The organism is Fulvivirga sp., assembly GCF_040218215.1.
Classification (GTDB): domain Bacteria; phylum Bacteroidota; class Bacteroidia; order Cytophagales; family Cyclobacteriaceae; genus Fulvivirga.
Genome location: NZ_JAVJQL010000007.1, coordinates 69,766 through 81,557, shown reverse-complemented (window position 1 = coordinate 81,557; position 11,792 = coordinate 69,766). Strand labels below are relative to the sequence as shown.

The following is an 11,792-nucleotide window of genomic DNA, read 5'->3' as shown; positions in this document are numbered from 1 at the left end:
TAGTAATATTGCAATTACAAATAATATTGTTTGTTATAGATAAATGAATTCATAATTTTGTTTACATCATAAAAGTTGTGCATATGAGGATTTTAGCATTGGTCATGGCTGTTTTTATTTTTGCTTGTAATTCAAGTAAAAAACCAGATGAACAAGCCTTTTTAGAAAGTTTGGACTCGACTGCAGTCGAAGGGCCAGCCATATCAGAAGAAGTAATCAGCAGTATAATACAGCAGATTCCTTCTCCATTGGAAATTTCAGTACTTCTCAAAGAATCTGGTACCAAGTACGACAAGAATTTTTTGAACTCTGCTGATAACCTTTCAAAGTATAATAGTAACTATCGTAAGTCTCTCAACCTGGGTATTTATGGTACTGATTTAGGTTATACTAACATCTACGAACAAAACCAGGATGGATTGGACTACATGGCAGCTATCAAGGAATTGGCTGACGGGTTGAGCATTGGGCAGTTTTTTGATATTGAGACTATCGGTAGATTGGCAACTAATAGTAAGAACTTAGATTCTTTATTATTAATTACCACTCAAAACTTCAATAACATCAACCATTATTTACAAGAGCAAAATAGAGCTAATCTAAGTGTTCTTCTTTTAACTGGTGGTTGGTTAGAAGCTATGCATATCACATGTCAGGTAGCATCTAAGAATCCAGATAACAAGGAGCTAAGAGAAACAATAGGTGAGCAAAAAATAATTTTAGAAAACATTGTACTGCTTTTGAGCTTCTATCAGGAGGTAGATCAAAATATGGCATCACTTTTGGTAGATATGCAAAAATTACAAGCAGAATATGAAAATGTTGAAATTGTAACCACATATAAAGAGTCAACTTTTGAGATAGTGGATGGAGTGATGGTTATTAAGGACAATAGTTCAAGTGAAATTAAAATCACTAATGAGAACGTATCAAGTATTTCTGCTTTGATTAGTTCAATTAGACAAAAAGTTATTAGTTAAGTGGAAAACATGCGAAATATGAAAAAGGCACTTTATTCAATTTTTATAGCGAGTTTATTTTTTATTGCGGGTAATGTAAATGCCCAATGCAACTCAGAACAATACACAAACACTTGTATCCCTAAATTGGCTACTGGTTTCAACTTCTTGAAAAGTTATAAAATAGACGGTCAGGGAGGTTCTAAAACAAAAGTAGAATACTCTTATGTATTTACTAAAGGAACTCAGTACATGATTAACGTATGTGCTACAGGTGAGTCAACAGATGGCATTATAGTTAGTTTATTTGATAGCAATAGAAATCAGGTAGCTAGTAGCAAAATAAACAACCAGTTTATTTCAGCAATTGCATACCCTTGTAACACAACGGGCATCTATTATATACAATATACATTTGATAACTCGACAGAGTTCTGCGGAGGTAGTGCCCTTGGGTTTAAAAGGTAGGGTTCTTTAAAACTAAAATATAAAAGCAGGTTTCGAAAGGAGCCTGCTTATTTTTTTATGCAGGAAAAAGGAATTAATATACAATTTGAAGCACGCTATTATCAACTAGGTGAACTGAACGAGTCTACTGACAATCTAATATTTGTTCTTCACGGTCATGGGCAGTTGGCCAAATACTTTGTTAATAAGTTTAAGTCTCTAGCTAATGGCAAAAACTGCATCATTGCTCCAGAAGGACTATCTAAATATTACTTAGAAGGTTTTACCGGTCGTGTAGGTGCCACATGGATGACCAAAGAGGACAGGTTAACTGACATTAATAACTATATCAACTATCTCAACGCCATTTATGGTGAGTTTAAGGATACTTTAGGCTTAAATACAAAAGTTACTGTAATAGGCTTCTCGCAAGGCTCAGCAACGGCCTCCCGCTGGGTTGCTGATAATTACATCCATTTTGATCAGCTTATATTATGGGCAGGTATTTTTCCTCCAGATATGGATTTTGATAAGGCATCTGCTATTCTTCAGGACAAGCCTGTGAAGTACATTTATGGTAATTCTGATCCATTTATTACGGAAGAAAGAATTGAAGAGATGAAAGGTTTATCAGCCAAATTAAAATTGAAACCCGAGATCATGAGGTTTGATGGCGTTCATGATATTGACGAAAAAACGCTTAATCAGTTGTTTTTATGAACCATTGTAGAGGCTGCCTGAGCTGTTGGGAACACCACCATATCGCTTATATTGACATGAGCAGGTCTTGTTAAAACATATAATATAGTATCAGCTATATCAGCTGCTTGTAGCGCATCAAACCCTTTATAAACATTATCAGCTCGTTTTTCATCTCCCTTAAACCTTACTAAAGAAAACTCGGTCTCAACAAGACCCGGATTGATAGCTGTTACCTTTATTCCAAAAGGGTTAAAATCCATTCGCATTCCATTGTTAATGGCGTCAACCGCATGCTTAGAAGCGCAATAGACATTGCCATTAGGATAAACTTCCTTTCCTGCAATAGATCCAATATTCACCACATGCCCTGATTTTCTCTCAATCATAGAGGGTGTAATGGCCTTGGTTAGATAAAGCAGGCCTTTCACATTGATATCAATCATTGCATCCCAATCCTCTACATTCCCTTCATGAATGGGTCCCAAACCATGAGCATTACCAGCATTGTTAATCAATACGTCAACTTGTTTCCACTCCTCTGGCAGTTCTTGTATTGCTTTAAAAACAGCTTCTTTATCCCTAATGTCAAAAGAGGTTGTATATACTTCCGTTTGATTACTTAATGTATTAGACAATTCCTCCAGTCTGTCTTTTCTTCTGCCAGTAATGATAAGCTTAAAGTTATTTTGAGCTAGCAGTTCAGCAGTTGCTTTGCCAATACCAGAAGTAGCTCCAGATATGAATGCAATTCTTTTTTCAGACATCTATTGAAATAAAAGATATAGGGTTATTGTATTAGTATTTAGTCTGTCAATGCCTGCGCTGAGTTCATTTCCACTGTTCCCAAGCATATTTGTCATTCCCTTAGAGAACCTTATCTCTGGAGAAAATTTAAATAACGGATAGTACATGTCAATGCCAAATCCTACATCTAATGACATGTTAAACGACTTTATATTAAGATTCTCTTTACTTATTTCATCAACATCATTTTTGCCAGATGCCTCAATTCCGGGCTTTACTCCGCCCACCATATACATTCTAAAATTGCCTCTCCTTTCACTCTTATATTTTAGCAGCAATGGAAATTCAACAACTGTCGTCTCCACTAATTCATCAATTTTAGGCTCATCTAAGCGCAGGTACTCTATACGATGTTCATAAAATGAAACCTTAGGCAATAGCCGTAAGTCCAAAAATTCGGACAAGTGCATGTTTACAATAAAACCCAAGGAAAAACCAGGTGACCATGAAGGAGAAATGGCATACAAAGAATCCAGTTCCTTAGATACAAATCGGTCAGAATATTTTAGCTGATAAGTGGTGGTGTGTATCCCGATGAGGAAACCATAGCTCAAAAACCTATCATCATAATTTGGATTGTTCATAGCCACATTGCGCTGGGCATAGGCCTGATTAGCTAAAGTGAATAGTACAATGCAAATAAATGCTACTTTTCGCCAATATATATTGAACTTACTCCGAAGGTTAGTGATTTGCATTGAGTGTTTTTAAAACCTGTTTTTTCTAAAACTTCGAGGAACTTCTTTCCATCTGGAAAAGCCTCAACCGATTCAGGCAAATAAGTATAAGCAGCATTATCCTTTGATATTACTTTACCAATTTTAGGCAAAATTGCTTTAAAGTAAAAATTGTATAACTGCTTAAATGGAAACTTTGTAGGCTTTGAAAATTCCAATATTACAGCTTTACCACCTTCCTTTATTACCCGATTCATGTCTGCCAAACCTTTTTCAAGATTTTCGAAGTTCCTTACTCCAAATGCAACGATAACAGCATCAAAGGTATTGTCGTCAAACAGAAGTTTTTCAGAGTCACCAAGCTGCATTTCAATTACACTATCATACCCCTTTTTCTTCATTTTTTTTCGACCAACTGAAAGCATCCCTTCAGAAATATCTACGCCAACAATTTTTTCAGGCTTCAAAGCCAACGCTTCTATGGCAAAATCGCCAGTACCTGTTGCTATATCAAGAATGTGCTTTGGCTGATCCTTTTTAAGCAATCTAATTGCCTTTTTTCTCCACAAAATATCAATACCCAAAGACAAGAAATGATTGAGGAAATCATAATTCTTACTGATATTATTGAACATTTCAGCAACCTGCTGCTTCTTACCCGATTCTTTCTCTTTATAAGGTACTACCGTCATGTGTAGGAATTCATTTTCAAAATAGGATGCAAATATCCTCCTTAGCAAAGGATAATCCTAATGAACAACAATCTAGAAATGATTTAGTTGCTAGAAATACTATTTACCGCCAGTAACTTTAAACTCTACCCTTCTATTGAGCTCACGGCCTTCTTTCTCATCATCGTTACTTGCAAGTGGTCGCTCTTCTCCATAACCAACTGCCGTGATTCTTCGGGCATCTATACCCTTCTTAACCAGATAGTCCTTGACAGCATTAGCTCTTCTTTGTGAGAGTTGCTTGTTATAATCCTTGGTACCAATATTATCAGTATGTCCTGATATCTCTATTTGCATGCCTGTGTTCTCAACCATCATGCCCTCAAGCTTATTCAACTCATTATAAGAGTTATCTTGGAAGGTGGCTTTGTCGAAGTTAAAGTAAATGTTTCTCAAGACTGACCTTGTTCCTATCTGTAACTTGCGCATCCTTACGGTACGGTTGATGGTCTGAGCGGTTGTGCTTGCAGCAGGCAGTGATAAATCTATGTTTTCAAACACGTACCCTGAATTTTCTACAGATAGCTTATAATTTTTAGATGCCGTAGCACTTGTGGTAAACTCAAAAACCCCGGCTCCTTTTGACACCTTTCCTACCACCATATTATCAGAGCTAATTAAGCTGACTTTAGCATCAAGTGGTGAATTGTCACTATCTACAACTTTAACAACTAATGTTACTGGCTCAGTATTATTTACGCTCTGAATATTCGTTTTGTCTTGTGGCTCTTTATCAGTCTCTTCAACTTCAGTTTCATTCTTACCGGCAAGTGTTTCACCCACCTCATCTTCTTGTTTCACAGTAACCATATAAATATCTGTAAATCCAAGTCCATCTTCTCTAACTGAGGCGTAATAACCTCTTTTACCGTCCTTAGTACTTACGAAGAATATATCATCATCAGGGGTGTTAATTGGGTACCCTAGATTTGTTGGCTCGCCCCATTCCCCAGCTGCACTGTCATAAGTGGATTTAAAAATATCATATCCACCCATGCCCTTACGTCCTAAAGAACTGAAGTAAAGTGTTTTTCCATCATAATCTATAAATGGTGCGTCATCATCATACTCCGTATTGATTTTAGACCCTAAGTTTTTAGACTTGGCCCATTCTCCATTTCTGTCCTTTATGCTATAATAAATATCAATCCCACCTTGTCCTCCAGGTCTATCTGAAGCAAAAAACAGAATGTCTCCATCGGGAGAAAGTGAAATAGAAGCCTCTTTAAAACCTTGAGAGTTAATACTCTCGCTCAAAGGTTCAGGGAATGTCCAGGTACCATCCTCTTTTCTTTCAGACTGATAGATATCTCCATTGTTTTCATCTTTGTAAAGAAAAAGTTGACTACCATCAGCTGACAAAGCAAGGTTCGAATCGTGGAAAGGAGTATTAACAACATTACCAATATTCTCTGCCCTTGACCACTGTCCGTTTTCTTTAGTGCTTATAAAAATATCTTCATAAGGTTTGTTATCTGAAAACACATTCTCATTTAAGTTGCCGTCCCTTCTCCTTGTGGTGAAAATAAGGATAGTCTCATCCTCGTTAAGAACGGGGCCATATTCTTCATATTCAGTATTGATGGCACTCCCGATATTTACAATCGTATAATGAGCCGGGTTAGCTACAAATTCAATAGCATTCTGACATTCAAATATTTTTCTATCCACTTCGGGCAATTCAATTCGATCTCTTCCACGATATCCATCTCTATCAATGAGTTTTTGTCTATATCTGTTATAAAAAGCCAGCGCCTTTTCAAACTCCATCCCGAAATGGTAGCTCTGCCCTATCCAGTATTCAATATCAAACCTGTACTCTGCATCTAACTCCAAAACTCTTAAAAAGTACTTTACTGCATTTTTCTTCCCTACAGTTTTAATGTAAAAATCTCCAGCCCTCCAGTTTGCAACAATATTAGTAGGATCAGCCTCAGCAGCTTGAACATAAATGTCCCTTACATCAACCATAGGTTGCGCAGCTGCCATCATGGTTTCTGCCAATTCAATATATGTTTTTGCAGTTGCCTTGCCATCTTCATCTTGTGCAAATACATTCGTGCCAATAATCAGCAATAGGCTTGTTAGAAAGAATAACTTTATGATAGAGTACATTTTACAATGATATTTCAAGTCAGTGACTTAGTTTAAAAAATACCTTAATAAGTTCAAGGTTGTCAATATCTATATATTTAAGCAATTATAAAATTAATATTTGAATTGAAGTATTACTTTAAGTCTAAAAAATTACATCCTTGCTATTTAGCTACTAAATATACTTAAATGTTTTAATTTTAACAATTTGAATGCCTTTTCATTATGCCCGTAAAACAAGCAACATTTGTAACCAGCAGTAGCCATCACACGCAGTGTCCTCCGCCAGACTATCCGGAAGTAGCCTTTATAGGTCGCTCAAATGTTGGAAAGTCCTCTTTGGTCAATATGCTAACCAATAATAAAAAGCTAGCCAAAGTATCTGGGAAGCCAGGAAAAACACAATTGATAAATCATTTTTTAATTGATGAATCGTGGTTTTTGGTAGATTTACCAGGGTATGGATGGGCAAAAGTGGCAAAAACCGAAAAGGAAAAATGGGGCGAAATGATCCATGATTATATTATGGACAGAGAAAACCTGTTTAATATTTTCGTTTTGGTAGACTCCAGACTGGAGCCTCAGCCAATTGATGTGGCATTTATTAATTGGTTAGGTGAAAAAGGGATACCGTTTTCACTGATATTTACCAAAGCTGATAAGCAATCAAAAAACAAAACACAGTCTTCTATAGCTCATTACAAGCGGGTGCTAAAAAAATATTGGTCTGAGCTGCCTATGTCATTTATAACCTCATCAACCACACAAGAAGGCCGTGAAGAAGTTTTGAATTATATTGATGAGATTATCAGCACTAGTAATTCTTAAAATAATTTTTAGATTTGCCCTCTTAATACAAATTGAAAACTATGGATTTTAGTGAAATTGCTTCAGTTGCAGGAAAAGGTGGATTATTCAAAGTTGTTAAGCCCACCAGAACGGGTGTTATTTTAGAGTCTTTGGATGAGAGTAAGCAAAAACTTATCGCTGGAGCTACCCAAAGAATTTCCGTATTAAGTGATATTTCAATATACACGACCACTCAGGAGGGTTCAGTTCCCTTGGCGGATGTTTTTAAAAAGATGTATGCTGAATTCAATGATGACCTGGGGGTAACACCAACATCTGATTCTGATGAGCTAAAGGCATTTATTAAGCATATTATACCAGAATATGATGAAACAAGGGTTTATGTTTCAGACATTAAAAAAGTGATCAACTGGTACCAAAGTGTTTTGATTAATGCTCCTGAATTGATCAAGGAAGAGAAAAAAGAAGAAAAGAAAAAGACTGCATCTAAGGCCAAGGCCGCTAAAAAATCTGAGGGCAAATAATGTCAGAAAATAAACTGGCCTTAACTACCCAACTTATAATTAAAGACTTTTCTCTTGAGAATAATGACTTGCCCGAGGGCATTTCAAAAATTGATGAGCTCAAGATTGCCTTAAAAAAGATAGTATCTTATCTGCTGGATAGAGATATGTCCCGTTTATTGCTCGCACTGTATCGTATTGATGTAAGTGAGCAAAAGGTAAAAAAAGTGCTGGCCGAGGCTGAACCAGGCAAAATTGCAGATTCTATTACTGATCTTATTATCGAGCGAGAATTGCAAAAGGTAGAGACACGCCTAAAATACAGAAATCAGTAAGGCTATTTCTTAAAACGGGAAATAGCTTCTTCAACCATATTCTTTGATCCAACAAAGAACGGAACCCTCTGGTGCAATTCATTTGGTGTGATTTCCAGAATCCTTTCTGTTCCTGTAGAAGCAACACCACCAGCTTGTTCAATAATGTAAGCAAGTGCATTGCATTCATACATGAGCCTTAACTTTCCGTTTTTGTCCTTTTCAGTGGCTGGGTAAATGTAAATCCCTCCTTTCAATAGGTTCCTGTGAAAATCAGCCACTAATGAACCGATGTAACGTCCAGAATATTTCTGATCCTTACAATATTTTACATAATCCTTAACAGGATCAGCGAAGCTGTTGAAAGATCCTTCATTGATAGAATAAATAGAGCCATTTTCTGGGATTGACATATCTGGATGTGAAAGAAAATATTCGCCCAACGAAGGCTCATAGGTAAACCCATTCACTCCATGACCTGTTGTATAAACCAACATAGTAGAAGACCCATAGAGTAGATACCCTGCTGCTACTTGTTCAGAACCTTTCTGTAAAACATCAATTTCCTGAATAGGAGAGCCGACTGGTGTCACCCTTCTGAAAATAGAAAAGATAGTTCCAATTGAAACATTGACATCAATATTAGAGGAGCCATCCAAAGGATCAATGGCGATGACATATCTGCCATGATTATTTAAATCTACAATCTCATCATCTTCTTCAGAAATTACAGCACAAGCCTCTCCCCCTTTAGATAATGCCCTTGTAAAACGAATATTAGCAAGAACATCCAGCTTTTGCTGATCCTCACCTTGCACATTCTGTGTTCCAATAGCCCCAACGATATTAATAAGACCTGCCTTATTAATTTCTCTGTTCACAACCTTTCCGGCAAGGGCTATATCCCTAAGGAGCTGCGAAAGCTCACCAGATGCGTACTGAAATTCATCCTGCTTTTTCTTAATAAACCTGTCAAGGGTAGTACCTATGGGCAAGGCAATCCGCGAATCTTCCATAAAAGGTTGGGAGTCTTTAAAATCTAGATATTAAACTGCTATTTTGCTGCAAATTTATAAGATTAAATTAATGTTTCAATCGGTTGCGGAAGATGTTAGTATTTAAATTCGGGGGTGCGTCAATAAAAAATGCTGAAGCCATAAAAAATATGGCTTCAATAATTAAGAAATACAGTAACGAACGCCTCCTTGTTGTAGTTTCTGCCATGGGCAAAACGACCAATGCCCTTGAAAACATTTTATCTAAATCTAGGAAGGACGAGTCGATAGCGGATGAAATAAGGCTACTTAAAGAGTACCACCTCAACATTGTTGCCGAGTTGTTTGAATCGGAGGCCACCCTAATTGAACAATTAAGCAGCATTTTTAGCGATCTGGATAAAGCCCTGGTTTCAGAGGCCTCTTATGACGAGCATTATGATCAGGTGGTTTCTAAGGGTGAGCTTTTGTCGTCAACCATAGTTGCCAGGTATTTGAATTCAACTGGCATAAACACAAAATGGGTGGATAGTCGTAATCATATACGTACCGATGACAATTTTAGGGCTGCTTATGTTAATTGGGCCGACTCACAAGCAGAAATCAACAAGTTAAATAGTGTACTTGATCAAGGTATTGTCCTAACCCAGGGGTTTATTGGTAATGCTGAAAATGGAAAAACCACAACTTTGGGTAGAGAAGGTTCCGATTTTTCGGCAGCAGTATTTGCTACATGCCTCAATGCAGATTCTGTTACGGTATGGAAAGATGTATCTGGAATATTAAATGCCGACCCTAAATTGGTGGCAGGTGCGCAGCTCTTTAATCAATTGCCTTACAAAGAGGCAGCAGAAATGACCTATTACGGTGCTTCGGTTATTCACCCTAAAACCATTAAACCGCTAGCCAATAAAAATATTCCACTTTATGTAAGAAGCTTTGATCATCCTGATGAACCCGGAACAATAATTCATCAGTGTGAACTGGAGGCAGTACTTCCTACAACTATTATTAAAACGGATCAGTGTTTGGTATCCTTTAGAGTAATAGACTTTACTTTTATCAATGAAGAAAACCTCAGCCTGATATTTGGTGAACTGGCTAAACTGGATATTAAAATCAATATCATGCAAAACTCTGCGATTTCATTTTCAATTGTTATTGACTACCGGCCAGACAAGGTAGAGGCCCTATTAGAGCACATGAAAGATCATTTTGAAATCAGGTATAACACAGGATTGGTATTAGTAACCATTAAAAACTATCAACAAAATCAGATTGATGAATATAGAAAAGGTAAGAAAATTCTGCTCGAGCAGATTTCCAGAAACAATTACAGAGCGCTTATTGGAAACTAAATAAGTTCGGTTTCAATAAAATTATTGACTGATCTTTCCAGAATATCATATACATTTTGAAACCCTTGTTCACCTCCAAAGTATGGATCTGGAACATCCGCACCAGGATTATTAGGATCGAAATCCCGCATTAGATACAGTTTATCTCCAAATTGCTTAGCCTGATCCAAAATTTTTATATTTGATAAGTTGGCCGCATCCATGGCCAATATATATTCAAAATCACGAAAATCCTTCTTTTCAAACTGTCGGGCCTGATGATCCAGTTTAATTCCATTATTGGCGGCATTTTTTAAGGTTCTGTCATCTGGCTGTTCACCAATGTGATATCGGCTGGTGCCACAGGAATCAAAATAAAACTGATCCGAAACACCTTTTTCATTAGCTAAATGCTTTGCCAAACCTTCGGCCAATGGAGACCGGCATATATTTCCTAAACAGACAAAAAGAACTTTTTTCATAATATCATAATTAGAATATCCAAGGTTACAATTCTTAAATCAAAAGTATAAAAAGGTCATAGCACTTTTTATACCTGTCAAATAGGTTAGTTTTGAGCCGCCTTTGCAAAAAAGGCGGCTTTTCTTTTTACTTTGTGTTAAAACCTACGAACAATGGAATTTATAAAAGTAAACCCCCAATACGAAAAATATATCGCCCTGATTGAACTTAACAGACCAAATGAGCTCAATGCCCTTAATCTTCAACTTATGGGCGAACTTAGAGATGCTCTTAAAGAACTAGATAGTGATGATAATGTTAGGTCAATAATTATCACAGGAAATGAAAGGGCCTTTGCGGCAGGGGCTGACATCAAGCAAATGGCCGATAAAACAGCCATAGATATGCTTAAAATAGATCAGTTTAGCACATGGGATCAAATTAGAAAAACCAAAAAGCCATTGATAGCTGCCGTTAGTGGTTTTGCCTTGGGAGGTGGTTGTGAGTTGGCCATGACTTGCGACATGATCATTGCCTCTGAAACAGCCAAATTTGGACAGCCTGAAATAAAAATTGGCGTAATGCCCGGTGCCGGAGGCACACAGAGACTAACAAAAGCCATTGGCAAAGCCAAGGCAATGGAACTCGTACTTTCAGGAAGGTTCATTTCAGGTGAAGAAGCCCAGCAATATGGACTAGTAAACAAAGTTGTGCCGGTAGAAATGTACATGTATGAAGCTACTCAACTAGCTAAGGAGATTGCACAAATGTCTCCTATCGCCTCGCAATTAGCCAAGGAAGCAGTTAACAGGTCTTTTGAAACCCACTTGGATGAAGGCTTAACTTTTGAAAGAAAGAATTTCTACTTGGCTTTTGCCACTGAAGATCAGAAAGAAGGGATGCAGGCTTTTATAGAAAAAAGGAAACCCGATTATAAAGGGAAATAAATGAAAAACC

The 11,792-nt window shown here is 37.0% G+C and carries 14 protein-coding genes; 8 read left to right on the top strand and 6 right to left on the bottom strand.

Annotated elements, in window-relative coordinates:
* Nucleotides 1-83 precede the first annotated feature (83 nt).
* Genes RIB54_RS02050 through RIB54_RS02040 form a run of 3 tightly spaced genes read left to right on the top strand, consistent with a single transcriptional unit; the run spans nt 84 to nt 2,126 of the window.
* Nucleotides 84-980 carry a hypothetical protein gene (locus tag RIB54_RS02050; protein WP_350064760.1) on the top strand — a complete coding sequence of 299 codons (897 nt, stop codon included), beginning with the start codon at nt 84-86 and terminating at the stop codon, nt 978-980.
* Between the two features lie 18 nt (nt 981-998).
* The gene (locus tag RIB54_RS02045) at nt 999-1,427 is read left to right on the top strand and encodes a hypothetical protein (RefSeq protein WP_155179450.1); all 429 of its coding nucleotides are present in this window, start codon (nt 999-1,001) and stop codon (nt 1,425-1,427) included.
* 57 nt (nt 1,428-1,484) lie between these two features.
* The gene (locus tag RIB54_RS02040) at nt 1,485-2,126 is read left to right on the top strand and encodes an alpha/beta hydrolase (RefSeq protein WP_350064764.1); all 642 of its coding nucleotides are present in this window, start codon (nt 1,485-1,487) and stop codon (nt 2,124-2,126) included.
* Here RIB54_RS02040 and RIB54_RS02035 read toward each other — a convergent pair.
* The 4 genes from RIB54_RS02035 to RIB54_RS02020 all read right to left on the bottom strand — a co-directional run bounded on the left by RIB54_RS02035 (nt 2,111) and on the right by RIB54_RS02020 (nt 6,435).
* On the bottom strand, nt 2,111-2,872 hold the full coding sequence (locus RIB54_RS02035) for an SDR family NAD(P)-dependent oxidoreductase (RefSeq protein WP_350099050.1): 762 nt from the start codon (nt 2,870-2,872) through the stop codon (nt 2,111-2,113). The two genes, RIB54_RS02040 and RIB54_RS02035, sit on opposite strands and share 16 nt — an antisense overlap.
* Nucleotides 2,873-3,610 carry a type IX secretion/gliding motility protein PorT/SprT gene (porT, locus tag RIB54_RS02030; RefSeq protein WP_350064768.1) on the bottom strand — a complete coding sequence of 246 codons (738 nt, stop codon included), beginning with the start codon at nt 3,608-3,610 and terminating at the stop codon, nt 2,873-2,875. It abuts the gene before it with no gap.
* Nucleotides 3,559-4,281 (bottom strand): bifunctional demethylmenaquinone methyltransferase/2-methoxy-6-polyprenyl-1,4-benzoquinol methylase UbiE, encoded by a 723-nt coding sequence (ubiE, locus tag RIB54_RS02025; protein ID WP_350064770.1) that lies wholly within the window; start codon nt 4,279-4,281, stop codon nt 3,559-3,561. Before ubiE ends, porT begins: the two co-directional genes overlap by 52 nt.
* Nucleotides 4,282-4,380: 99 nt before the next feature.
* Complete coding sequence (locus RIB54_RS02020) at nt 4,381-6,435, bottom strand: OmpA family protein (RefSeq protein WP_350099049.1); 2,055 nt, start codon at nt 6,433-6,435, stop codon at nt 4,381-4,383.
* A 204-nt stretch (nt 6,436-6,639) separates the two neighbouring features.
* Here RIB54_RS02020 and yihA point away from each other — a divergent pair, with 204 nt between their 5' ends.
* The 3 genes from yihA to RIB54_RS02005 are packed head-to-tail and all read left to right on the top strand — an operon-like array spanning nt 6,640 to nt 8,062.
* Complete coding sequence (gene yihA / locus RIB54_RS02015) at nt 6,640-7,242, top strand: ribosome biogenesis GTP-binding protein YihA/YsxC (RefSeq protein WP_350099048.1); 603 nt, start codon at nt 6,640-6,642, stop codon at nt 7,240-7,242.
* Nucleotides 7,243-7,283: 41 nt separating this feature from the next.
* A complete protein-coding gene (locus RIB54_RS02010; protein ID WP_350064776.1) occupies nt 7,284-7,748 on the top strand; it encodes a DUF5606 family protein in 465 nt (154 codons plus the stop codon).
* Nucleotides 7,748-8,062 carry a hypothetical protein gene (locus RIB54_RS02005; protein WP_350064778.1) on the top strand — a complete coding sequence of 105 codons (315 nt, stop codon included), beginning with the start codon at nt 7,748-7,750 and terminating at the stop codon, nt 8,060-8,062. Before RIB54_RS02010 ends, RIB54_RS02005 begins: the two co-directional genes overlap by 1 nt.
* 2 nt (nt 8,063-8,064) lie before the next feature.
* Here RIB54_RS02005 and fbp read toward each other — a convergent pair whose 3' ends face one another.
* Nucleotides 8,065-9,057, bottom strand: a complete 993-nt coding sequence (fbp, locus tag RIB54_RS02000; protein WP_350064780.1) for a class 1 fructose-bisphosphatase — start codon at nt 9,055-9,057, stop codon at nt 8,065-8,067.
* A gap of 92 nt (nt 9,058-9,149) precedes the next feature.
* Here fbp and RIB54_RS01995 point away from each other — a divergent pair, with 92 nt between their 5' ends.
* Nucleotides 9,150-10,394, top strand: a complete 1,245-nt coding sequence (locus tag RIB54_RS01995; protein WP_350099047.1) for an aspartate kinase — start codon at nt 9,150-9,152, stop codon at nt 10,392-10,394.
* Here the strand turns inward: RIB54_RS01995 and RIB54_RS01990 are convergent.
* Nucleotides 10,391-10,855 (bottom strand): low molecular weight protein-tyrosine-phosphatase, encoded by a 465-nt coding sequence (locus RIB54_RS01990; protein WP_350099046.1) that lies wholly within the window; start codon nt 10,853-10,855, stop codon nt 10,391-10,393. The genes RIB54_RS01995 and RIB54_RS01990 overlap by 4 nt on opposite strands.
* Before the next feature lie 153 nt (nt 10,856-11,008).
* On the opposite strand from RIB54_RS01990, the gene RIB54_RS01985 reads away from it, so the two are divergent.
* Nucleotides 11,009-11,782, top strand: a complete 774-nt coding sequence (locus RIB54_RS01985; RefSeq protein ID WP_350099045.1) for an enoyl-CoA hydratase-related protein — start codon at nt 11,009-11,011, stop codon at nt 11,780-11,782.
* Nucleotides 11,783-11,792 lie beyond the last annotated feature (10 nt).